This is a genomic window from Paractinoplanes rhizophilus (assembly GCF_042664765.1).
GTDB lineage: Bacteria > Actinomycetota > Actinomycetes > Mycobacteriales > Micromonosporaceae > Actinoplanes > Actinoplanes rhizophilus.
In genome coordinates, this window is record NZ_JBHTBJ010000038.1 from 13,123 (window position 1) to 33,843 (window position 20,721).

Annotated in this window: 27 protein-coding genes and 1 riboswitch; of the genes, 15 read left to right on the plus strand and 12 right to left on the minus strand. The window is 71.9% G+C overall.

The window, feature by feature from the left end; translation table 11 throughout:
- Positions 1 to 42: 42 nt before the first annotated feature.
- The 5 genes from ACFQS1_RS32885 to ACFQS1_RS32905 form a co-directional block, all read right to left on the minus strand.
- A complete protein-coding gene (locus tag ACFQS1_RS32885) occupies positions 43 to 1,122 on the minus strand; it encodes an MFS transporter (protein ID WP_378975955.1) in 1,080 nt (359 codons plus the stop codon).
- 84 nt (positions 1,123 to 1,206) lie between these two features.
- Positions 1,207 to 2,271 carry a DUF2786 domain-containing protein gene (locus ACFQS1_RS32890; protein ID WP_378975902.1) on the minus strand — a complete coding sequence of 355 codons (1,065 nt, stop codon included), beginning with the start codon at positions 2,269 to 2,271 and terminating at the stop codon, positions 1,207 to 1,209.
- On the minus strand, positions 2,268 to 3,386 hold the full coding sequence (dusB, locus tag ACFQS1_RS32895) for a tRNA dihydrouridine synthase DusB (RefSeq protein ID WP_378975956.1): 1,119 nt from the start codon (positions 3,384 to 3,386) through the stop codon (positions 2,268 to 2,270). Before dusB ends, ACFQS1_RS32890 begins: the two co-directional genes overlap by 4 nt.
- A 64-nt stretch (positions 3,387 to 3,450) precedes the next feature.
- Positions 3,451 to 3,669, minus strand: coding sequence for a hypothetical protein (locus ACFQS1_RS32900; RefSeq protein ID WP_378975903.1), 219 nt, complete (start codon positions 3,667 to 3,669; stop codon positions 3,451 to 3,453).
- Complete coding sequence (locus tag ACFQS1_RS32905; protein ID WP_378975904.1) at positions 3,662 to 3,952, minus strand: hypothetical protein; 291 nt, start codon at positions 3,950 to 3,952, stop codon at positions 3,662 to 3,664. Before ACFQS1_RS32905 ends, ACFQS1_RS32900 begins: the two co-directional genes overlap by 8 nt.
- Before the next feature lie 139 nt (positions 3,953 to 4,091).
- Here ACFQS1_RS32905 and ACFQS1_RS32910 point away from each other — a divergent pair, with 139 nt between their 5' ends.
- Positions 4,092 to 4,574: an XdhC family protein gene (locus ACFQS1_RS32910; protein WP_378975905.1), complete on the plus strand. Its 483-nt coding sequence runs from the start codon at positions 4,092 to 4,094 to the stop codon at positions 4,572 to 4,574.
- A 34-nt stretch (positions 4,575 to 4,608) separates the two neighbouring features.
- Here the strand turns inward: ACFQS1_RS32910 and ACFQS1_RS32915 are convergent, their stop codons facing one another.
- The 3 genes from ACFQS1_RS32915 to ACFQS1_RS32925 all read right to left on the minus strand — a co-directional run bounded on the left by ACFQS1_RS32915 (position 4,609) and on the right by ACFQS1_RS32925 (position 6,907).
- Positions 4,609 to 5,988 (minus strand): glycine--tRNA ligase, encoded by a 1,380-nt coding sequence (locus ACFQS1_RS32915; protein ID WP_378975906.1) that lies wholly within the window; start codon positions 5,986 to 5,988, stop codon positions 4,609 to 4,611.
- A 66-nt stretch (positions 5,989 to 6,054) separates the two neighbouring features.
- Positions 6,055 to 6,549: an Rv0361 family membrane protein gene (locus tag ACFQS1_RS32920; RefSeq protein WP_378975907.1), complete on the minus strand. Its 495-nt coding sequence runs from the start codon at positions 6,547 to 6,549 to the stop codon at positions 6,055 to 6,057.
- A 16-nt stretch (positions 6,550 to 6,565) separates the two neighbouring features.
- The gene (locus ACFQS1_RS32925) at positions 6,566 to 6,907 is read right to left on the minus strand and encodes an antibiotic biosynthesis monooxygenase family protein (RefSeq protein ID WP_378975908.1); all 342 of its coding nucleotides are present in this window, start codon (positions 6,905 to 6,907) and stop codon (positions 6,566 to 6,568) included.
- 31 nt (positions 6,908 to 6,938) lie between these two features.
- On the opposite strand from ACFQS1_RS32925, the gene ACFQS1_RS32930 reads away from it, so the two are divergent.
- The 7 genes from ACFQS1_RS32930 to ACFQS1_RS32960 are packed head-to-tail and all read left to right on the plus strand — an operon-like array spanning position 6,939 to position 11,216.
- Entirely contained in the window at positions 6,939 to 7,196 is a 258-nt protein-coding gene (locus ACFQS1_RS32930; RefSeq protein WP_378975909.1) for a DUF6703 family protein, read from the plus strand.
- Between the two features lie 52 nt (positions 7,197 to 7,248).
- Positions 7,249 to 8,190, plus strand: coding sequence for a metal ABC transporter substrate-binding protein (locus tag ACFQS1_RS32935; protein ID WP_378975910.1), 942 nt, complete (start codon positions 7,249 to 7,251; stop codon positions 8,188 to 8,190).
- Positions 8,187 to 8,969: a metal ABC transporter ATP-binding protein gene (locus ACFQS1_RS32940; protein ID WP_378975911.1), complete on the plus strand. Its 783-nt coding sequence runs from the start codon at positions 8,187 to 8,189 to the stop codon at positions 8,967 to 8,969. Before ACFQS1_RS32935 ends, ACFQS1_RS32940 begins: the two co-directional genes overlap by 4 nt.
- Positions 8,970 to 8,971: 2 nt before the next feature.
- The gene (locus ACFQS1_RS32945) at positions 8,972 to 9,841 is read left to right on the plus strand and encodes a metal ABC transporter permease (protein WP_378975912.1); all 870 of its coding nucleotides are present in this window, start codon (positions 8,972 to 8,974) and stop codon (positions 9,839 to 9,841) included.
- A gap of 30 nt (positions 9,842 to 9,871) precedes the next feature.
- Positions 9,872 to 10,174 (plus strand): ArsR/SmtB family transcription factor, encoded by a 303-nt coding sequence (locus ACFQS1_RS32950; RefSeq protein ID WP_203821098.1) that lies wholly within the window; start codon positions 9,872 to 9,874, stop codon positions 10,172 to 10,174.
- The gene (locus ACFQS1_RS32955) at positions 10,171 to 10,575 is read left to right on the plus strand and encodes a Fur family transcriptional regulator (RefSeq protein WP_378975913.1); all 405 of its coding nucleotides are present in this window, start codon (positions 10,171 to 10,173) and stop codon (positions 10,573 to 10,575) included. Before ACFQS1_RS32950 ends, ACFQS1_RS32955 begins: the two co-directional genes overlap by 4 nt.
- A 26-nt stretch (positions 10,576 to 10,601) precedes the next feature.
- On the plus strand, positions 10,602 to 11,216 hold the full coding sequence (locus ACFQS1_RS32960; protein ID WP_378975914.1) for a hypothetical protein: 615 nt from the start codon (positions 10,602 to 10,604) through the stop codon (positions 11,214 to 11,216).
- Here the strand turns inward: ACFQS1_RS32960 and ACFQS1_RS32965 are convergent.
- Positions 11,176 to 11,721: a DUF6328 family protein gene (locus ACFQS1_RS32965; protein ID WP_378975915.1), complete on the minus strand. Its 546-nt coding sequence runs from the start codon at positions 11,719 to 11,721 to the stop codon at positions 11,176 to 11,178. The genes ACFQS1_RS32960 and ACFQS1_RS32965 overlap by 41 nt on opposite strands.
- Positions 11,718 to 12,530, minus strand: a complete 813-nt coding sequence (locus tag ACFQS1_RS32970; protein ID WP_378975916.1) for an alpha/beta fold hydrolase — start codon at positions 12,528 to 12,530, stop codon at positions 11,718 to 11,720. Before ACFQS1_RS32970 ends, ACFQS1_RS32965 begins: the two co-directional genes overlap by 4 nt.
- 92 nt (positions 12,531 to 12,622) lie before the next feature.
- Positions 12,623 to 12,728, plus strand: a riboswitch (TPP riboswitch).
- A 68-nt stretch (positions 12,729 to 12,796) separates the two neighbouring features.
- Here ACFQS1_RS32970 and ACFQS1_RS32975 point away from each other — a divergent pair.
- The 5 genes from ACFQS1_RS32975 to ACFQS1_RS32995 all read left to right on the plus strand — a co-directional run bounded on the left by ACFQS1_RS32975 (position 12,797) and on the right by ACFQS1_RS32995 (position 17,319).
- Entirely contained in the window at positions 12,797 to 13,381 is a 585-nt protein-coding gene (locus ACFQS1_RS32975; RefSeq protein WP_378975957.1) for an ECF transporter S component, read from the plus strand.
- Between the two features lie 20 nt (positions 13,382 to 13,401).
- Entirely contained in the window at positions 13,402 to 14,883 is a 1,482-nt protein-coding gene (locus ACFQS1_RS32980; RefSeq protein WP_378975917.1) for an ABC transporter ATP-binding protein, read from the plus strand.
- Positions 14,880 to 15,665, plus strand: coding sequence for an energy-coupling factor transporter transmembrane component T family protein (locus ACFQS1_RS32985; protein ID WP_378975918.1), 786 nt, complete (start codon positions 14,880 to 14,882; stop codon positions 15,663 to 15,665). Before ACFQS1_RS32980 ends, ACFQS1_RS32985 begins: the two co-directional genes overlap by 4 nt.
- A 689-nt stretch (positions 15,666 to 16,354) precedes the next feature.
- Complete coding sequence (locus ACFQS1_RS32990) at positions 16,355 to 16,648, plus strand: MTH1187 family thiamine-binding protein (protein WP_378975919.1); 294 nt, start codon at positions 16,355 to 16,357, stop codon at positions 16,646 to 16,648.
- Positions 16,645 to 17,319, plus strand: a complete 675-nt coding sequence (locus ACFQS1_RS32995; protein ID WP_378975920.1) for an HAD family hydrolase — start codon at positions 16,645 to 16,647, stop codon at positions 17,317 to 17,319. The genes ACFQS1_RS32990 and ACFQS1_RS32995 overlap by 4 nt, the downstream gene beginning before the upstream one ends.
- 164 nt (positions 17,320 to 17,483) lie before the next feature.
- Here ACFQS1_RS32995 and ACFQS1_RS33000 read toward each other — a convergent pair whose 3' ends face one another.
- Together ACFQS1_RS33000 and recO are read right to left on the minus strand one after the other, a co-directional pair.
- Positions 17,484 to 18,272, minus strand: coding sequence for an isoprenyl transferase (locus ACFQS1_RS33000; RefSeq protein WP_378975921.1), 789 nt, complete (start codon positions 18,270 to 18,272; stop codon positions 17,484 to 17,486).
- Positions 18,272 to 19,060 (minus strand): DNA repair protein RecO, encoded by a 789-nt coding sequence (gene recO, locus ACFQS1_RS33005; protein WP_378975922.1) that lies wholly within the window; start codon positions 19,058 to 19,060, stop codon positions 18,272 to 18,274. Before recO ends, ACFQS1_RS33000 begins: the two co-directional genes overlap by 1 nt.
- Positions 19,061 to 19,169: 109 nt before the next feature.
- Here recO and ACFQS1_RS33010 point away from each other — a divergent pair, with 109 nt between their 5' ends.
- Positions 19,170 to 19,961 (plus strand): DUF4097 family beta strand repeat-containing protein, encoded by a 792-nt coding sequence (locus ACFQS1_RS33010; RefSeq protein ID WP_378975923.1) that lies wholly within the window; start codon positions 19,170 to 19,172, stop codon positions 19,959 to 19,961.
- Positions 19,958 to 20,716, plus strand: coding sequence for a thioesterase family protein (locus ACFQS1_RS33015; RefSeq protein WP_378975924.1), 759 nt, complete (start codon positions 19,958 to 19,960; stop codon positions 20,714 to 20,716). Before ACFQS1_RS33010 ends, ACFQS1_RS33015 begins: the two co-directional genes overlap by 4 nt.
- The last annotated feature ends 5 nt before the right edge of the window (positions 20,717 to 20,721 follow it).

Genomic DNA, 20,721 nt, shown 5'->3' on the forward strand with positions numbered 1-20,721 from the left:
GCTCCTCAACGCTCATGGTCGGCGGCGAGGCCCGGCGCCCCCTCATCCCCGGCGGGCGATTTCCAGCGCCGCGGTCAGCAGCAGCGGAATCGCGGCCAGCGCGAAGAGCAGCGGCAGCGCCAGCGGCAGGCCGAAGCCGGCGTACAGCAGCACCGCGAAGACCTCGGCGCCGAAGCCGCTCACCGACAGCACGGTGCTGCGGGCCGGGCCGGTGATCGCCTCCTGCAGCCGGGTCTCGGCCCGGATCATGGCGTATTGCAGCAGGCCGAAGGCCACGGCGACGGGGATCATGCCGGCCCGGTGCGGGATCAGCGCGCCGCCGGCGATCAGCGCCGCCGAGGTGGCGACGATCAACGGCATCGACGCGATGCGCCGGGTGGCCAGGGCGCTGCCGGCGGCCATCGCCACTGCCACGAGGGCATAGATGACGGGTACGCCGGCCGTGGGCGCACCCAGGTCGCGGGCCAGCAGCGGGAGGTACTCGTCCAGGGCGGTGAACCCGGGCAGGAGCGCGGCGATGGCGACGGCCAGCAGCGTGGACCGGTCGCGTACCGATTCGCGCAGGCCGGCGGTCAACAGCTCCCGGTAAGTGCCCGTCTTGCGGTCGTCGACCTGCTCACCCGTACGATCGATGGCCTTTGTCCGGCGGTCGGGAAGCCGAAGCGCGAGCAGCCCACCCAGGGTGACCACCGCGATGCTGGCGATGCCCACGAGGCGATAGCCGCCCGCCGAGAGCAACGGTGCGGCCAGCAGCGTCGCGGCCAGGGTGGCGAGGATGCCGATCGTGCCCGCCCGGCCGATGATCTTGGCATAGTCGTCGCCGACCTGGTCGTAGACGAGCGCCTCCAGCGAGCCGGAGGCCAGCGCGCCGCCCAGCCCCCACAGCACGAAGCCGAGCGCGAAGCCCGGGAAATGCGGCCAGATCAGCCACAGCGCGTAACCGGCGGCGGTGAGCAGCTCACCGATCGCGTAGAGGCCGCGGCGGGACCACATGTCGGCCAGCGCGCCGGACGGCACCTCGAAGACGAACGAGACCACCGACCAGATCGCGAACAGCGCGGAGATCTGGCTGGTGGACAGGCCCGCGTCGGCGAAGAGCAGCGCGTAGACCGGGTAGAGCAGGACGCCGTCGGAGCAGGCTCGGACGGCATAAAGGGTTCGGGATCAGCGTGGTGGCGATGGCATGGGTCCATGCTCCCGCGCCGGTCAAGCCAATTTCGCCGCGTCGGCCGCGGCGCGGCCGGACTCCCATCCCTCCAGGCTGTCGACCCGGCTGCCGCGGGCTTTGACGGTACGCGGGAAGGCACGCGTCACGGCCTCCCGGACCCGCAGGTCGCGCCCGCGCAGGACCGGGAGGAGATCGCTGTGCTGCTCGATCTCGTGCCGGGTGGCCCGCTCGAAGCGCTCGCCGATGCGCACCGCGTACGCGACCAGGAAGCTGCGCCGGAACGCCTTGATCCGCGCCCGGCCCTTGACCGGCTCGTCGCGGGCCATCGCCCGGTTGGCCTGCACCAGCAGCGACGTGTAGAGCAACTCGACGGCGCCGATGTCGGCGTCGAAGCCGAAGACGGTCGAGAACGCCAGCTCGGGCGACCACACGGTGTGACAGTGGTTGGCGCGCGCGACGGCGTCGAGCAGGCTGGCCTTCTCGTTCTCGTAGGGGTGGTCGACCCCGAGGCGGCGGGCCAGCGGCGTCTCGTCCGGGGCGGCGGTGAGCACCTCCTCGATGCTGTGCCGGGCGATCAACTCCTGGGCCTTCGCGGAGAACGCCTCGGCCTCGGCCGGGAAGTCGGTCGACTCGGCCTTGGCCAGCAGCGCCCGGACCCGCTCGAGGACCCGGTCGTCGGCCCCGCGGAGGCGCTTTTCCGGCTGGTCGCCCGGGGCCGGGATCAGCTTGTCGATGGCCGGGAGCCGGCGCAGCTCCAGGAGGAGGCCGAGGGCGGCGTCGAGGGTCTTGATCCGGTCGGCCCGGCTCGGTGGCGCCGGGAGGTCCTCGGCTTGCGCCCGCCACCGCGGGTCCAGATCCGGGAATTTCGGGATATAGGCCTTCGCGGCCTCGGCCACCAGCCGCGCCTGCACCGGATTTCCGCCGCGCGCCACCACGCGATGCAGCTCGGCCGGCTGCCACCCGCCCCGGACCAGCCGGTCCACTCCCTCGGCGACGGCCGCACGCAGTTCCGTCTCGGCCGCGGGCGTCACCGTCAGCTTGTCCAGGCCGTCCTCGTAGCTGAGCGTGCCCCGCAGCACCTCCCGGATGGTGGCGCTGGTCATCCGCCCGACTCGTCGGTCTCGGCGCCGACCGGGACGGTGTCGTCGTCGCGGCTGTCCAGCCAGCCGTAGGGCAGCGAGACCTTGCCCGGCGAGTTCACCCGGCCGCGGGGCTGGCCCAGCGCCTCGGCCGGGAACGGCACCGACGGATCCAGCCGCTCGAGCAGGTCGTCCAGCTCGGCCAGCGACGAGATCATGGCGAGGCTCCGGCGCAGCTCGCCGCCGACCGGGAAGCCCTTCAAATACCACGCCACGTGCTTGCGGAAGTCGGCGCAACCGTGCTTCTCGTCGCCCAGCGTGTCGACCAGCAGCTCGGCGTGCCGGGACATGATCTTGGCCACCTCACCCAGATACGGCAGGACCGGGCGGTAGCCGGCGCCCTGGGTGAACGCGGCCTCCAGATCGGCGAACAGCCAGGGCCGGCCCAGGCAGCCGCGGCCCACGACGACGCCGTCGGCGCCGGTCTGCTCGATCATGCGAAGCGCGTCCGAGCCCTCCCAGATGTCGCCGTTGCCGAGCACCGGCACGTCCAGGGCCTGCTTGAGGGTGGCGATCGCCGCCCAGTCGGCCGCGCCCGAATAGCGCTGCTCGGCGGTGCGGGCGTGCAGCGCCACCGCGGCGACCCCGGCGTCCTGCGCGATCAGGCCGGCCTCGACGTACGTGAGGTGGTCGTCGTCGATGCCCTTGCGCATCTTGATCGTCACCGGGATGCCGAACGGCTCCGCCGCCGCCACCGCCTGCCGCACGATCCGGCCGAAGAGCCGCCGCCGCCACGGCAGGGCCGAGCCGCCGCCCCGGCGGGTCACCTTGGGGACCGGGCAGCCGAAGTTGAGGTCGATGTGATCGGCCAGCCCGTCCTCGCCGACCATCCGCACCGCGCGGGCCGTGACGTCGGGGTCGACGCCGTAGAGCTGCAGGCTGCGGAAATCCTCGTCCTCGGCGAAGGCGATCATCTTGAGCGTCTTGGGGATCCGCTCGACCAGCGCCCGCGTGGTGATCATCTCGCAGACGTAGACGCCGCCGCCCTGCTCCCGGCAGAGCCGCCGGAACGCCACGTTGGTGATGCCCGCCATCGGCGCGAGCACGACAGGCGGATTCACGGCGCGGTCGCCGAGCATGAGCGGTGCAGTCACGCCCTACAGCGTGACACGCCCAGCCCGGCAACCTCGAATCGCCCGCTCCCTACTGACCGCCCGACCGCTCGACCAACGTGGTGAGCATGCCGACCATCTGTCGCGTCTCCGACCGCAACTCACGCATTTCGCGCCTCAGCCCGGCGAGACTTTCGGAGTGCTGCAACTCCGAGATGGCGAGCGCCTCCAGAACGTGGGTCTGCGACGAGAGGGCAGAGGCTATCGAGCGCAGGTCGTCGGAATCCTGCGCCGCGCTCTGGCTATCCACGGTCGTCCCGCTCGATCAGCGTGTCGAGCATGCCGATGATCTGCGTGACGCCGCCCTTGAGCTCAGTCACCGTTCCGGTGAGCTGGTCGACCCTCCCGCTGAGCTGGCGCAGAGTCTGACCGTCTTCGGACTGGGTTTTCCGGATAGCTTTCAACAGGGTGTCTTGAGCGCGAAGTTTCTCGTTGACGCCGGCCAGGTCAAGGTCCTGGCTGGCGCGGAGGCGTTCCTGCTCGTCCATGCGGACCTCCAGTGAGGTGACGCGCTCTTCGATGGTGGCGGTCATCGGTCGATTCCTCCAGGGGTGAGGGTAACCGGGCCCAAGGCCCAGTGGGGGTAGCGCCATGAGAATAGTCGACCGACTAGCTGTCACGCGACAGCAGTGGAGGTACGAAACCTCGGGAATTTCTGGCAGAGTCGAGGGGGTGAGCGACGATGGTTCGAGTCCGCGGCGGCTGGTTGTGGTGTTCGAGTCGGCGGTGGCGGAGGCGATGTTGCGGCTCGCCGTCGAGGTCGGCTTCCAGTCGGTGCTGGTGGAGCCGGACGAGACGCGGCTGCGGGGCACCCCGCGCCCGCACGGCGACCTCTTCGTGCACGATCTGACGGCCGCCCACCTCGACGGGCACACCGACGTCGTGCTGAGCGACCATCATCGGCCCGAGATCGGGGTGGTGCTCAAGGAGGCGCTCGCCGCCGAGACGCGCTGGATCGGCATCCTCGGGAAGCCGTCCATCGAGGGGCCGCACGTCAAGATGCTGCGCGACCTGAGCGTCCCGGAGGATCAGATCGCGCGGGTGCACCGCCCGATCGGCCTCGACATCGGGTCGAAGACCCCGGCCGAGATCGCCATCGCGACCTTGGCCGGGCTCATCGCGGACCGCAACAACCGGCCGGGCGGCTTCTTCTGACCGGCCGCCCGCAGTGCCCGGGCGGCCGGCGAGCTCAACACCCGGGCAGGCGCTTGAGCAGGTAGTCCTCGACCTGGGCGAGCGCGACCCGCTCCTGCTTCATGGTGTCGCGGTCGCGGATCGTCACCGCGTCGTCGGTGAGCGTGTCGAAGTCGACCGTCACGCAGAACGGCGTGCCGATCTCGTCCTGGCGGCGGTAACGCCGGCCGATCGCCTGCGAGTCGTCGAACTCGACGATCCACCGCTTGCGCAGATCGGCGGCGAGGCCGCGGGCCTTGGGCGACAGGTCGGGGTTGCGCGACAACGGCAGCACGGCCACCTTGATCGGCGCGAGCCGCGGGTCGAAGCGCATGACCGTGCGCTTGTCGACGCCGCCCTTGGTGTTGGGCGCCTCGTCCTCGTCGTACGCCTCGAGCAGGAAGGCCAGCACCGCGCGGGTGAGGCCGGCGGCCGGCTCGATCACGTACGGCACCCAGCGCTCCTGCTTCTCCTGGTCGAAGTATGAGAGGTCGACGCCGGAGTGCTTGGAGTGCGTGGTCAGGTCGAAGTCGGTGCGGTTGGCGATGCCCTCGAGCTCCGCGAACTCCGAGCCGCCGAACTGGAAGCGGTACTCGATGTCGACCGTCCGCTTCGAGTAGTGCGAGAGCTTTTCCTTCGGGTGCTCGTAGAAGCGCAGATTCGACTCCGAGAGGCCGAGGTCGCGGTACCAGTTCCAGCGCTCCTGCAGCCAATACTCGTGCCACTTCTCGTCGCTGCCGGGCTCGACGAAGAACTCCATCTCCATCTGCTCGAACTCACGCGTACGGAAAATGAAGTTGCCCGGTGTGATCTCGTTGCGGAAGCTCTTGCCCACCTGGGCGATGCCGAACGGAGGCTTCTTGCGGGCCGCCGTCGCGACGTTGTTGTAGTTGACGAAGATGCCCTGCGCGGTCTCGGGACGCAGGTAGTGCAGCCCCTCGGCGCTCTCGGTGGGGCCGAGGTACGTCTTCATCAGCCCGTTGAACATCTTGGGCTCGGTGAAGGTGCCCTTGTTGCCGCAGTTCGGGCAGTTGAGTTCCTGCAGCGAGGACGGGAGCGAGCCGTGCTTGGCCTCGTACGCCTCTTCGAGGTGGTCGGCCCGGAACCGCTTGTGGCACGACTGGCACTCGGTGAGCGGGTCGACGAACTCGGCGATGTGGCCGGACGCCTCCCACACCTGGCGCGCGAGGATGACGGCGGAGTCGAGGCCGACGATGTCGTCCCGCTGCTGCACCATGGTGCGCCACCACTGGCGGCGGACGTTCTCCTTCAGCTCGACACCCAGCGGACCGTAGTCCCAGGCCGAGCGGGTTCCTCCGTAGATCTCGCTGGAGGGGAAGACGAAGCCACGGCGCTTGGCCAGGCTGACGACGGCGTCGATACGGTCGGCGGGCATGTTCCTCCTACGCCGGCTGGGTGTCGGCGGGGACAAATCGGTAGTTGATCCGGACGAAGAGCGAGATTACTCCCCGATCTCGCACACCTCGAACGTGCCCGTCCCGCTATCGACCCCGAGGTATGCCTCGAGCCGGGCGCTGCTGCCGTCGTCATAGGTGGCGTCCACCGGAACGGCGCCGGTCAAAAGATCGAGATCACCCATCGTGTACGACTCGATGACCGGCTCCGCGGAGACGCGGGCGCGGAACTGGGCCGGGCTCTCGTTTTTCTGCGCGTCGTCGCAGAGCAGGTTGTACGCCTGGTCGTATCGGCCGGCGCGCACCGCGTTCAGATACGAGCTGACGGCGGCGTGGGCACGCTCCTGGTATGCCCCCTGGGAGGCGACCGCGACGCCGATCAGGGCGGCCGTGCCGAGCCCGCAGACCAGCACGACGACGCCGATCGCGATGCCGATGGACCAGCCGACGCGCTTGCCCTTGCCCTCGACCGGCGGGGCCGGGAACGGCGGGTGGACGCCGGGGCCCTGCGGCGGTGCGGGAACGTACGGCGCCGTCGTCATACCGCCAGATTAGTCGTCAGCGCCACGGCTCGGCGGCCCGGTCGCTGGCCGTCACGGTCAGCTCCCCGCCCGGCGCGGCGCTGGCCAGCGTCTCGAAGGCCGAGGGCGTGTCCACCGACTCGGCGAGCAGCGGGGTCGCGTGCACCTTGACGTCGAAGGCGCCCAGGGCGCGACGGTAGGCTCCCACCGACTCCCACTCGGTCACCAGGGTCCAGTGGGCGGGGTCGTCGAGGGCCCGGGTGAGCCGCCCGGAGAGGTAACCGGGGCGCTCGGCCAGCGCGGTGAGGGCGGCGTGCGCCCGGAGCACGAAGCCGTCCTGCGTGTCCGGCGCGACCACGAAACGGTTGAGCACGAGCATGCGACGAGCGTACGCAGCGCGAGGAGGCGACATGGTGGCACCGTCCGAGAACGTGCTGCGCCGGCTGGCGAGGGTGAATCCGACGACGGCGTTCATCGTGGCGCTCGTGCTGATGCTGGCCGGCCTGTTCCTGCCCGGCATTGTCGGCGCGGCGCTGCTGTTCGTGCTGGCCGCCGGGCTGGCCGCGCTGACCTTCACGACCTGGCCGGTGCAGCCGCCGCCGACCCGGGTGCTGCGGATCGTGATGCTGGCTCTGCTGATCGCGGCGGTGGTGGCCAAGGCGCTGTGACGGACTCATGCGCTTTTGACAATCATTATCATTGCCGGGGACAGTGGTGGGTATGCCCCGTGCCCTGCTCGCCGCGCTCCTGACGCTCGCCGTCGCCGCCGGCTGCGCCGGGCGCGCCGCCGCGAACGGGTTCACCGGCGGGAAGCTTGACGTCGTCACGGCGTTCTACCCGTTGCAGTTCCTCAGCGAGCGGGTCGGGGGCGACGCGGTGACCGTCACGAATCTCACCAAGCCGGGCGCCGAGCCGCACGACGTCGAGCTCAATCCCCGCCAGGTCGCCCAGGTCGCCGACGCGGGCGTCGCGGTCCACCTCCGGGGCTTCCAGCCGGCCGTCGACGCCGCGGTGGCCCAGGAGGCGAAGGGCCGCTCGTTCGACGTCGCCTCGGTCGTCGCGTTGCAGCCGTTCAGCGACGACGACGAGGACCGAGAGGGCAGCAAGGACCCGCACGTCTGGCTCGACCCCCTCCGCTTCGCCACGATCGCCGGCAAGCTGGGCGATCGGCTGGCCGAGGCCGACCCCGCGCACGCGGCCGGCTACCGCGCACGCGCTTCCCAGCTTCAAGATCAACTTCAAGGGCTCGATCACACGTACGCCGAGAGCCTGGCGAACTGCGCGCGGCGCGAGCTCGTCACCAGCCACGAGGCGTTCGGTTACCTGGCCGCCCGGTACGGCCTCACCCAGGTCGGCATCACCGGCATCTCCCCCGAGGCCGAGCCGTCCCCGCGCCGCCTCGCCCAGGTCGCGGCGCAGGCCCGGGCCACCGGCACCACCACGATCTTCTTCGAGACGCTGGTGAGCCCCAAGGTCGCCGAGACCATCGCGCGCGAGGTGGGCGCGAAGACCGCTGTGCTGGACCCGCTCGAGGGCCTGACCGATGCTGAGCCAACCCGCGGCGGAAAACCCCAGAATGAACCCCAAAAAGGGGCCGACTACTTCACCGTCATGCGCGCCAACCTGGCCGCCCTCACCACGGCATTGGGGTGCACCTCATGAGCGTCGTCGACGTCCGTCATCTCGCCGTCGGCTACGACGGCCGCGAGATCCTGCACGACGTCTCGCTGTCGGTGCGCGGCGGCGAGGTGGTCGCGATCCTCGGCGCCAACGGCTCCGGCAAGTCCACGCTGATCCGCACGATCCTCGGCCTCGTCCCGTCCACCCGCGGCGAGATCGAGCTGTTCGGCACCGACCGGCGGAAGTTCCGGGACTGGGCCCGGGTCGGCTACGTCCCGCAGCGGCTCGGCGCCGGCTCGGGCGTTCCCGCCACGGTCGGCGAGGTCGTCGCCTCCGGCCGGCTGGCCCGCCGCGGCATCTTCCGCCCGTCCGGCGCCGCCGACCGGGCAGCGGTCCGCGAGGCGCTGACCGCCGTCGGCCTGCAGATGCGGATCGGCGACCCGGTCGCCACCCTCTCCGGCGGCCAGCAGCAGCGCACGCTCATCGCCCGCGCCCTGGCCGGCCGGCCCGACCTGCTGGTGCTCGACGAGCCGACCGCCGGCGTCGACGCGGCCAGCCAGGAGGCGTTCGCCGCGGCGCTGGGCGAGTTCGCCGCCCGGGGCGGCACGATCCTGCTGGTCGCGCACGAGCTCGGCCCGCTGCGCCCGCTGATCGACCGGGCGATCGTCGTGCACGAGGGGCAGATCGCGCACCAGGGCGTCCCGCCCGAGCCGGCCGGACACCACGCCGACCCCGGCCACGACCACACCCACCCGCACGCCGCCCCGGAGAAGGCGAAGATCTGCGTGGCGCCCACCGACCGCATCACCACGGCGGGCTGACAATGGACCTTTTCGCGTACAATTTCATGATCCGCGCCTTGATCGGCGCGCTGGTGATCGGCCTGGCCGCCCCCGCGCTCGGCATCTACCTGGTGCAGCGCCGGCTGTCGCTGATCGGCGACGGCATCGGCCACGTGGCGCTGACCGGTGTCGGCGTCGGCCTGCTGCTGCACCACTCCCCGGTGATCAGCGCGGTGCTCGTCTCGGCGGCCGGCGCGGTCGGCATCGAGCTGATCCGCCAGCGCGGCCGCACCTCCGGCGACCTGGCGCTGGCGCTGCTGTTCTACGGCGGCATCGCCGGTGGCGTGGTGCTGGTCGGCCTCTCCGACGACAGCAGCAACGCCAACCTCATGCAGTACCTGTTCGGCTCGCTGATCACGACGTCGCCGCAGGACCTCGTGGTGATCATCGGGCTGGGCGTGGCGGTGCTGCTGACGATGACGCTCTTCCGGCCGGCGCTCTTCGCGATCTCCAACGACGAGGAGTACGCGCGGGTCAGCGGCCTGCCGGTGCGCACGCTCAACCTGCTGATGGCGGTGACCACCGCGGTCACGGTGACGATCGCCATGCGTACGGTGGGATTGTTGCTCGTCTCGGCGCTGATGGTCGTCCCGGTCGCCGCGGCACAGCAGGTCACCCGGGGTTTCCGCAGCACCATGGCGCTGGCCATGGCGATCGGCCTCGGCGCCGCCGCCGGCGGCGTGGCCGTCTCGGCCGAGATCGACACCGCGCCCGGCGCCACCACGGTGATCCTCGCGCTGGTGGTCTTCGTGGCGCTGGCGGTCGGGGTGGGCACGGTGCGGGCGCTCCGGCGGCGGGCCGCCGGGCAGCCGCGGGAGGTGGAACCGCCCGATGTCGTCCTGCAGAGTTGACCGGTGGCACGCGATAAATTGGCGGGGACGATGACGACGACGACCGGGTACGAGGCCTACGAGTCGGCCGGGGAGCTGCTTCGCGCCCTGTCCGCGCCGATCCGTGTCGCGATCGTCGCCGAGCTCGGCGTGGGAGAGCGTTGCGTGCACGAGCTCGTGGAGAAGCTGGGCGCCCCCCAGCCCCTGGTCTCCCAGCATCTGCGGGTGCTGCGCGGCGCCGGGGTGGTGCGGGGCGCGCGGCGCGGCCGCGAGATCGCATACTCCCTGGTGGACGATCACGTCGCGCACATCGTCGCCGACGCGGTCAGTCACGCGAGGGAGGTCCGGTCGTGAGCGCCGAGGCGAGCGCGCAGCGGAACACGAAGCAGCGCAGCGCGGTCAGCGCCGTGCTCAACGACGTCGACGGCTTCAACAGCGCCCAGGACCTGCACGCCAAGCTGCGCGAGCGCGGCGAGCGGGTCGGCCTCACCACGGTCTACCGCACGCTGCAGGGCCTCGCCGACGCCGGCGAGATCGACGTGATGCGCCCGCCCGGCGGCGAGCACCTGTACCGCCGGTGCAGCCAGGGCCATCACCACCATCTGGTGTGCCGGGCCTGCGGCCGGGCCGTCGAGGTGGAGGGCCCGGCCGTCGAGTCGTGGGCCGACCGGGTCGCCGACCAGCACGGCTTCGTCGACGTGTCGCACACCGTCGAGATCTTCGGCACCTGCCCGGAGTGCGCCGCCAAGCGCTGATCCTCTCCACATGGGACGCTCTTCGCGTGAAGCTCTACGCCGAGCGGCTCCCCACCGCCATCCGCCAGCTGCTCACCGACATCGTCGTCGTGATCTGGGTCTACCTGTGGATCAGGGTGGGCCTCTGGGTCAACGACGTGATCGAGAAGCTGGCCGTCCCCGGGCAGAAGCTGCAGAGCGCGGGCGGCGGCATCGCCGACAACCTCGCCGACGCCGGCAGCAAGGTCAACCGGGTGCCGCTGGTCGGTGACCAGCTGGTCCGGCCGTTCAACGGCGCCGCCGACGCGGCCCGGGCCATCGCCGACGCCGGGCGCCAGCAGCAGGAGATCGTGGATCGGATGGCGTGGGTCCTGGCGATCGTCGCGGTCTCCGTGCCGCTCGCGCTGGTGCTTTTCCTCTGGCTGCCGTTGCGGTTGCGCTGGATGCGACGGGCCGGGGTGGCTTCTTCGGTACGCGCGGAGCCGGCCGGCCGTGATCTGCTGGCCCTGCGCGCGCTCGCCTCGCAACCGCTCGACGAGTTGACGAAGCTGGGCCCGGACATCGCGCAGAGCTGGCGCAACGGCGACGCCGAGGCGGTGGACGCGCTGGCGGCGCTCGAGCTCAGGCGCCTGGGTCTGACCGCTTCGGGTCGTCGCCGATGAGCTCGTCGTCCTCCTCCTCGTCGGCCAGGCCGATCAGGTTGCGCCGATAGAGGGGGATGGCCGCCCACAACCCGACGAAGAAGAGCGCGGTCACGCCGGCCAGCACCAGCGCGACCGTGCGGCTGAGGATGAAGTCGGTGACCAGCAGCACGCTGCTGACCATCGCGATCAGCAGGAACGCGAGGCCGCCGCCGGCCATCCGGTGGGCGTAGCGGACCAGCTCGGGCTTGCGTCCCTGGCGGAAGAGCGCGCGGTGGAACGCGACCGGCGCGATGATCATCGCGGTGGAGCACGCGGCGGCGAGCAGCGCCACCACGTACACGTTCTCCTCGAAGCGGGTGGCGCGCGGGAAGCCGTTGGTGAACGGGAGCGTCAGCAGGAAGGCGAACAGGATCTGGATACCGGTCTGCGCGACCCGCAGCTCCTGGAGCAGGTCGTTGAAGTTCCGGTCCCATCGGTGCTTCTCGGTCTCGTTGCCGATCCGGCGCCGCTCCCGCGGCCTCATGACGGCCGGATGCGGTCCAGCGCGACGGTTGCCACCGACTCCGGCGCCTGCTCGGGCGCCCAGTGACTCACCCCGCGCAGCACCACGAACTGATAGTCGGCTTCGACCCAGTCGCGGGTGCGCAGCGCGGCGGTGCGGGCGACGACCCCGTCGCGGTCCGGCCAGATGTACGTCGTGGGCACCGTGATCACCCCGGCCCCGCCGAGGTCGCGCCCCTGGAGGGCGCGGTACCAGTTCAGGCCGCCGGTGAGCCGGCCCCGGTCGGCGCGCATGGCGTCCACATACAGGGCGGCGCGGTCGCCGATCGGGCGCAGCATCGCCCGGAGCCCGCCGGCCAGCAGGACACGCTCGGCCACCTTCGAGCGGAACAGGGCGAAATACGCGAAGCGGGCGCGCTGGGTCGGGCGTACCCGCATCGCCAGCCGCAGCGCCTTGGGGTGCGGCACCGAGATCGAGGTGAGCGATCGCACCCGGCCCGGGTGCTGCGCGGCCAGCAGCCAGCCCACCTGCGCGCCCCAGTCGTGCCCGATCACGTGCGCCGACTCGATGCCGAGCGCGTCCAGCACCGCGATCGCGTCGGCGACCGGCTCGGCGATCCGATACGCCCCCACCTCGTCCGGCCGCGCCCCGCGTGAGTATCCGCGCTGGTCCAGGGCATAGGTGCGCAGGCCGGCCGCATGCAGCTTGGGGAGGATCAGATCGAACTCACGGTGATCCTGGGGAAACCCGTGCAGCAGCAGAACGGGCTCGCCGTCGGCCGGTCCACCCTCGTACACGTCAAAGGTGAGCCCGCGCGCCTTGATCTCCATGTTGTTGATCACTCCCTCGCTGTCCCGCAGCTCAGAACGGTGTTAGCGTCATCGAAGCACATCCACTGAAGATTGTTCGCGTCGCGAACAACCTTCACCGACAGGGGAGCGCACAGCGCTGAGAGTGCGGGGACAACCCGCAGACCCTCGTACCTGATCTGGGTAATGCCAGCGCAGGAAGCTCGGTCTTTCTCCAGCCGCGCCGCAACGCAGCGGCGTGCGTCTCCTCCCACTACGTCTCCAGACGAGGCCAAACTGGGAGGCTCATCATGGCTAGCAACTCCAACCGATGGCGGACGATCGACATCGTCATCGCCAGCATCGTCGCGGTCGCGTTCGGCGTCATCTTCTGGGCGTGGAACCTGCTCTGGAACGGGCCCGCCGACGCCATCCCGCTGCCCGGCCGGGCCGTTCTCTACGGCATGTGGCTGGTGCCGGCGGTGCTCGGAGCGCTGATCGTGCGCAAGCCGGGCGCCGCGTTCTACACCCTGACGATCGCCTCGCTGGTCTCGGTGGCGATCGGCACGAGCTGGGGCTGGACCCTGGTCGTGCAGGGCCCGCTCGAGGCGCTCGGCGCGGAGCTGATCTTCGCGGTGTTCGCCTACCGGGTCTACAACCTGCCGGTGGCGATGCTGGCCGGCGCCACCGCGGGCGTCGTGGCCTCGGTGTACGACGCGTTCGTCTGGTACGGCGGCACCTCGTGGGCCACGCTGCGCATCCCGTACATCCTGATCGCGTCGGCGTCGGCGCTGGTGGTCGCCGGGATCGGCAGCGTGCTGCTGGTGCGGGCGCTGGCTCAGACGGGTGTGCTCGACCGCTTCCCGGCGGGCCGATCGCGCGCGCTGGTCTGATCCGTGGTGCCATGTGAATCATGAGTCGGGTCGAGCTGCGGAGTTTCGGGTGGCGGCATGCGGGCCGCCGCGCGTGGGCGGTCCGCGACGTCGACCTGACCATCGAGCACGGTGAGCGGGTGCTGCTGCTCGGTCCCTCCGGGGCCGGCAAGAGCACCCTGCTCGCGGCGCTGGCCGGGCTGCTCCCCGACGATTCCGGCGAGCAGGCCGGCCAGGCGCTGATCGACGGCGTGGATCCGCGCGCGGCCCGCAACCGTGCCGCGTCCGACGCCTGGCCATCCGGACGCGGAGAACCCGGGCCCGGGGTGGGCATCGTCTTCCAGGACCCGCAGACCCAGCTGGTGATGGCCCGCAGCGGCGACGACGTCGCGTTCGGCCTGGAGAATCGCGGCGTGCCGGCCCGGGACATCTGGCCACGGGTCAGCGACGCGCTGGATCGCGTCGGCTTCCCGTACCCGATCACCCGGTCGACCGCGGCGCTCTCCGGCGGCGAGGCGCAGCGGCTCGCGCTGGCCGGCGTGCTCGCGTTGCGGCCGACCCTGCTGTTGCTCGACGAGCCGACGGCCAACCTCGACCCGGCCGGGGCCGAGCTGGTCCGGGAGGCGATCGTGCGATCCCGCGACGAAGCCACCCTGATCGTGGTCGAGCACCGGGTGGCCGAGGCCCTGCCGCTGGTCGACCGGGTGGTGGTGCTGGAGCCGGGCGGCGGCATCCGGGCCGACGGCGCGCCCGAGGTGGTGTTCGCCGCGTACGGGGACCGGCTGGCCGCCGACGGCGTGTGGGTGCCCGGCTTCGCCATCCCGCCGCTGAAGGCCGCCACGCCCGCCACCGGCGAGCTGATCCGCGCCGAGGAGGTCACGGTCGGGCAGCGGCTGCGCGCCCCGGTCACGATGGCGGTGGGCGCCGGCGAGGTGCTGGCGGTGACCGGGCCGAACGGGACCGGCAAGTCGACGCTGGCGCTGGTGCTGGGCGGACTGCTCGCGCCGGGCGGCGGCGCGGTGACGGCGTTCGGCGATCCGCGGCCGCCGCACAAGTGGAAGGCCGCGACGCTCACCCAGCGGATCGGGTCGGTCTTCCAGAACCCCGAGCACCAGTTCGTCACCGCGCGGGTCGCCGACGAGCTCGCGGTCGGGCCCCGCCGGCTGGGCCGCAGCGCCGCCGCCGTCCAGGAGACGGTCGACCAGTTGCTCGAGCGCCTGCGGCTGACCAAGCTGGCGCAGGCGAACCCGTACACGCTCTCCGGGGGCGAGGCCCGGCGGCTGAGCGTCGCGACGGCGCTGGCCACCGCGCCGCGCCTGCTGGTGCTCGACGAGCCCACCTTCGGCCAGGACCGGCGGACCTGGATCGAGCTGGTCACCCTGCTCGCCACGCTCCGCGACGACGGGCACGCCGTGGTTGCGGTCACCCACGACGACGACTTCGTGCAGACGCTCGCCGACCGTACGCTGCCTCTGGGGTCTCCGAAGCTGAACGACCCCCTCCCCCGCCGGCGGCGGCAGTGACCTTGACCCTGCAGCCGGTCGCCGATCCGGCCGCGCCCCTCGCCCGGCGCAACCCGGTCGCCAAGCTCGCCGCCGCCCTGCTCTTCACGCTGCCGCTGGTCGCCACGCTGGACCCGCTGACCCCGACGCTGGCCCTGGTGATCGAGCTGACCGTGCTGCCGCTGTTCGGCCTGCGCTACGCGACGCTGGCCCGGCGCGCCTGGCCGCTCGTGCTGGCGGCGATCGGCCTGATCGTGACGATGGTGCTGTTCGCGGCCGACCGCGGCGGCGCGCTGCTGCTCGACCTCGGCCCGTTCGACATCACGACCGACGTGCTCATCTCGGCGCTCGGGCTGGTGCTGCGGCTGTTCGCGATCGCGCTGCCCGGCGTGATCGTCTTCGCCACCACCGATCCCACCGACCTGGCCGACGCGCTGGTGCAGAACGCCAAGGCGCCGCCCCGGTTCGCGATCGGCGCGCTGGCCGCGCTCCGCCTGCTGCCACTGCTCGGCGAGGAGTGGCAGATGCTCACGCTGGCCCGCCGGGCCCGGGGCGTGGACAGCGGCATCCGCGCGTTCCCGGCGACGGCGTTCGCCCTGCTCGTCGGCGCCCTGCGGCGCGGCGGGCGGCTGGCGGTGGCGATGGACGCGCGCGGCTTCGACTCGTCGGTGCCGCGCACCTACGCCCGCCGTCAGGTCTTCACGGGGGCCGATGCGCTGCTCATGATCGGCGCGCTGGCCCTGGCCGCCGTGGTGCTCACCACCACGATCCTGACCGGCTTGTTCCGCCCGATCATCGGCTGAGCTCGTCCGTGACGAGGGACCGCCCGGCCGAGGCTCGTGCGCCAACTTCGTGGCGGTGGTCGCCTTCGTCCCGGCAATACGCTCGTACCTGCCTGTCCCGGTCCGCGCCGCCGCCCGCCTCCGAGCCGCCGTCCACCTCCGAGCCGCCGTCCACCTCCGCGCCGCCGTCCACCTCCGCGCCGCCGCCCGCGTCCGCGCCGCCGCCCGCGTCCGAGCCGCCGCCGCGTCCGAGCCGCCGCCCGCCTCCGCGCCGCCGCCCGCCTCCGGCCCGCCCACTGAGGGCCACGCCCGAAATATCACATTATATCAGCAGTGCCCGGGCCAGCGCGGTGCGATCATGATGAGCTGCCGCTCGCCCCGCACACTCTGTTATCAAGATCTCGGCGGTGGCGGGCGCGGGCGGTGGCGTGCGCCCGCCGCGATGGCGTGCGCCGGCGATGGCGTGCGCCGGCCGCGGTGGCGTGCCCGCCACGGTGGCGTGCGCCCGCCGCGGTGGCCGCACGAACGGGCAGCTTGCATGGCGGTTCGACCCCTGGCTGGCGAGGAAGCGCGATCCGCGGCCGCCTCTCCCGGCCCGGCCAACCCGTGGGGCGACCCCGTGAGAGCGCTCTCTCCGCTCCGCAACGGCTCGGACACGGCGGCCTCCGGAGGCTTGCCTTGCACCCGCGGCGGGCTGGGACGATGGGCTCATGCTGGTTGCGTTTTCGGTGACACCGCTCGGAGCGGGTGAGTCGGTCGGCGACCTCGTCGCCGAGGCGGTGCGGGTGGTGCGGGCGTCGGGGCTGCCGCATCGCACCGACGCCATGTTCACCACGATCGAGGGTGAGTGGGACGAATGCTTCGCCGTGGTCAAGCAGGCCGTCGAGGCGGTCGCCCAGGCCTCGCCGCGGGTCAGCCTGTCGCTCAAGGCCGATGTGCGGCCGGGGGTCACCGACGCGCTGCACGCCAAGGTCGAGCACATCGAACGGGCCCTGCGCGAGTGAGACGCCTGGTCATGTGGGACGTCGACTACACCCTGCTACGCGGCGGCGGGGTGGCGGGACGTGCCTGGAAGAGGGCGTTCACCGAGATCACCGGCCGCGAGTGGCTGGCGACGCCGGTGTTCGGCGGGCGCACCGACATGGACATCTGCGCCGAGGTGTTCGCCGCGCACGGGGTCACCGACTGCACGCCCGAGCGGTTCTTCCTGCGGTACGTGGAGCACGTCCGGCTGACCCAGCACGAGTTCGGCGAGCAGGGCGCGCTGATGCCGGGAGTCCGGGATGTGCTCGGCCGCCTCGGCGACGACCCGAACGTGGTGCAGACGCTGGTCACCGGCAACGTCCCCGAGGTCGCGCGGGCCAAGGTGGCCGCCTTCGACCTCGCGGACGCCTTCGACGCCGACGTGGGCGGGTACGGCACCGACGACAGCGTGCGGGCCACGCTGGTCAAGCGCAGCATGGAACGAGCCGAGGCGAAGTACGGCGAGCGCTTCACCCCGGTCGTGGTCGGAGACACCGTCCACGACGTGACGGCCGCGCTGGCCAACGGCGCGCTCGCCGTGGGCGTGGCGACCGGCGCCACCAAGATGGCCGACCTGGTCCTCGCGGGCGCCCACGCCGTGCTCCCCGACATGTCCGACGTGGAGGCCACCGTGCGGGTCCTCACCGCCTGAACCCGGGCCAACGACCCGCGCCCGACGCCATCCCGCTGCCCAACGACGCCGCCCCGCGCCCCACGACGCCCGCAGCCCAACGACGCCACCCGTGCCCGACGGCGCTCGCAGCCCAAAGACGCCACCCGTGGCCGACGACGCCCACGCCCGACGACGCCCGCGGCCTACGACGACTTGGGCGGCGCCACCGGGTTCGGCACGGCGCCGCCGAAGCGACGGTCCCGCCCCGCGTACAGCTCACACGCGTACCACAAATGGCGGCGGTCGAAGTCGGGCCAGAGCGTGTCGAGGAAGACCATCTCCGCGTACGCCGACTGCCAGAGCAGGAAATTCGACGTGCGCTGCTCGCCGGACGGGCGCAGGAAGAGATCGACCTCGGGCACCTCGGGGTGGTAGAGGTAGCGGGCGATCGTCTTCTCGTTCACCCGGTCGGGCTTGAGCTTGCCGGCGGCCACGTCCCGGGCGATCCGCTGGGTGGCGTCGGCGATCTCGGCCTGGCCGCCGTAGTTCACGCAGAACTGCAGCGTCAGCGTGCTGTTGTCCTTGGACATCTGCTCGGCGGTCTGCAGCTCCTGGATCACGCTCTTCCACAGCCGGCCCGCGCGTCCCGACCAGACCACCCGCACGCCGAGGTCGACGAGCTGATCGCGGCGGCGCCGGATGACGTCGCGGTTGAAGCCCATCAGGAAGCGCACCTCCTCGGGCGAGCGCTTCCAGTTCTCCGTCGAGAAGGCATAGGCCGACAGGTACGGGACGCCCAGCTCGATGGCGCCCTCGATCGTGTCGAAGAGCGAGAACTCACCCTGCTCGTGGCCCTTGGTGCGGGAGAGCCCCCGCTCCTTGGCCCAGCGCCCGTTGCCGTCCATCACGATCGCGACGTGCCGGGGCAGCGCCGCCTTGGGCAGCTCCGGCGGGCGGGCGCCGGACAGGTGCGGGGTGGGCGGACGCGGCATCAGGGGTTCTCCCGTCGATCGACAAGCGGCAGCGAGCGCAGCGCCCGCTCCATGTGCCATTGCAGGTGGGCGGCGACCAGGCCGCTGCACTCGCGCCGCACCGGCTGCTCGGCGGCATCGGCGATCATCCAGTCGCCGTCGGTGAGGGCGCTCATCAGCAGCAGCGTCGCCGGCGCCGGATGGGCCGAGCCGGGCGGCCGGCAGTCGGGGCAGACCGCGCCGCCGGCCGGCACCGAGAACGCGGCGTGCCGGCCGGGAGTGCCGCAGACCGCGCACTCGGCGACCGCGGGCGCCCAGCCGGCCGTGGCCATGGCACGCAGCAGGTAGGCGTCCAGCACCAGGCCGCCGGCGTGCTCGCCGGCCGCGAGCGCCTTGAGGGCGCCCAGCGTGAGCTGGAACAGTCGCAGCGACGGCTCGCGCTCGACCGGGGTGAGCCGCTCGGCGGTCTCGGCGATCGCGCTGGCCGCCGTGTAACGCGGGTAGTCGGTGAGGAACTGCTTGCCGTAGAGCGCGACGGCCTCGACCTGGCTGACCGAGTGCAGCGAGCTGCCGACGCCCTCGGGGGAGCCGGCGAGCTGCAGGTCGACGTGGCCGAACGGCTCGAGCCGGGCGCCGAAGCGGGACATGGTGCGCCGCACGCCCCGGGCGACCGCGCGCAACCGGCCGTGGCGGCGGGTCAGTAGCGTGATGATCCGGTCGCTCTCGCCGAGCTTTTGCACGCGCAGCACGACCGCGTCGTCGCGGTAGAGCTGCCGGCGGTAGCCGGATCCGGTGGGCACGGAAGCCATTCTGCCCCGCGGGTACGACAAACCCTGACCCGGATCTCAGGGTCATCTAGGGGGCGGCTCAGTGAGAGGACCGATAGTGCGAGCCGGGCCGGGCCAATAGCGTCGAGCCATGACCACGACCCTGATCCGGCGCGCCGGAGTCCTCGCTCTCATCGCCGCGTCGACGACCGCCCTGACCGGCTGCGCCGGGGTCATCGGGGCCAAGATGACCTACGACGACACCCTGCCGAGCAAGGTCACCGACATCGTGCTGACCGGCGGCGCCGGCGACGTGGTGGTCACCACCACCGCGGGCGTGACCGAGACCGCGGTCCACCGGGTCATCCGCCGGTCGACCAACCCGGGCGAGTCCTACAAGCTCGACGGCACGACGCTGACCATCGACACCTCCTGCGGGGTCAACTGCTCGGTGTCCTACGAGATCAACACCGCCCCCGGTGTCAAGGTGCGCGGCAAGGAGCGGTCCGGCGACATCCGCCTCGAGGGGGTGGCCGACACCGACCTCGAGGTCACCTCGGGTGACCTCACCGTGAGCGACGCCATCGGCCCGGTGCAGATCAAGGCGACCTCGGGCGACATCAAGGTGCTCAACGCCAAGGGCGCGGTGAAGATCAAGTCGACCTCCGGCAACATCGAGGCGCGCGACGCAGGCGGCCCGGTCGACATCGGCGTCACCTCCGGCGACGTCCAGGTGTCGCTCGCCGCGCCCAACTCGGTGACCGCCCACTCGACCAGCGGCGACATGACGATCACGGTGCCGGCCGACGGTAAATACAAGCTGGTCACCAAGTCCGGCTCGGGCGACGTGCACACCAATGGGCTGACCAGCGACGCCACGTCCAAGAATGTGATCGACGTGCGCGTCGCCAGCGGCGACGTCACCGTAGCCTCTGTTCCGTGACCTTCTACCAGCCGCTGGGTGACGACCGCTACGCACCGACCGAGTCGACCGAGAGCCCCTGGGACAGCGCCATGCAGCACGGCGGCCCGCCCGCCGCGCTGCTCGGCCACCTCCTGCGCCTCGACGGGCTGAGACTGGCTCGCATCTCGGTGGACTTCCTCGGGCCGATACCGCGCCGCGAGTTCCGGGTGGAGGTGTCGCCGCTCAAGCCGGGCCGGCTGACCGCGCTCAACGAGGCCCGCATGGTGATCGACGGCCGGGTCGCGGTGACCGCGCGGGCCTGGCACATCGCGCCCGGCCCGCAGCCGCCGGTGGTCACCGGGACCGTCGCGCCCGAGCCGCTGCCCGAGCAGGAGCACACATTCGGCGACAGCTTCGGCGCGCGGTGGGGCTACGGCCGCGCGATCGAGTGGCGCTGCACGGTGGGCAGCCTGGACGCCCTCGGCGAGACCCACGTGTGGACCCGGGTGCGGATGCCGCTGATCGACGGCGTCGAGCTGACCGGCCAGGACCGCGCGCTGATCGTGGCCGACTCGGCCAACGGGCTGTCGGCCGAGCTCCCGGTCGACAAGTGGCTGTCGATCCCGCCCACGATGACGACCACGCTGCTGCGCGAGCCGGTCGGCGAGTGGGTGCACATGGCCTGTCGCACCGTCCTCTCCGACGACGGCCTGGGCCTGGCCGAGGCCACCATGTCCGATAATTTCGGAAAAATCGCCCAGGTGGCCCAGCCGTTGCTCGTCCGCGCCCGCTGACCGGC